Genomic DNA, 265 nt, shown 5'->3' on the forward strand with positions numbered 1-265 from the left:
CGTGCAACTTCACCCAAAGCTTCCACCCAATCGCCTTCTACAATCTGTTTCATTTCCTGAAGCTCCTTCCGCATTTAGTGCAAATTGGACCGTTAAAAACCCGAGTGCTAAAATCCAGCCAATAACCACGTTGCACCGAAACTATGTTTATACATTTGAAGCAAAAGAAGTGTTTATGATTGAAGAAAAACTTGATTTTATTAATCATCTGACTATCCTCCATCCTTTCCTGATCCGACTGAGCAGTTCATATTTTTTAAGTGGT

General features: G+C 39.2%; 1 protein-coding gene. It reads left to right on the forward strand.

Translation table 11 applies throughout. The annotated features are described in order from the left end of the window. Positions 1 to 265: hypothetical protein (locus R2R70_RS20790; RefSeq protein WP_410979021.1), on the forward strand; the 265-nt coding region annotated here is incomplete at both ends.

Origin of the sequence: Cobetia sp. SIMBA_158 (genome assembly GCF_046566945.1) — a bacterium.
Taxonomy (GTDB): domain Bacteria; phylum Pseudomonadota; class Gammaproteobacteria; order Pseudomonadales; family Halomonadaceae; genus Cobetia; species Cobetia amphilecti.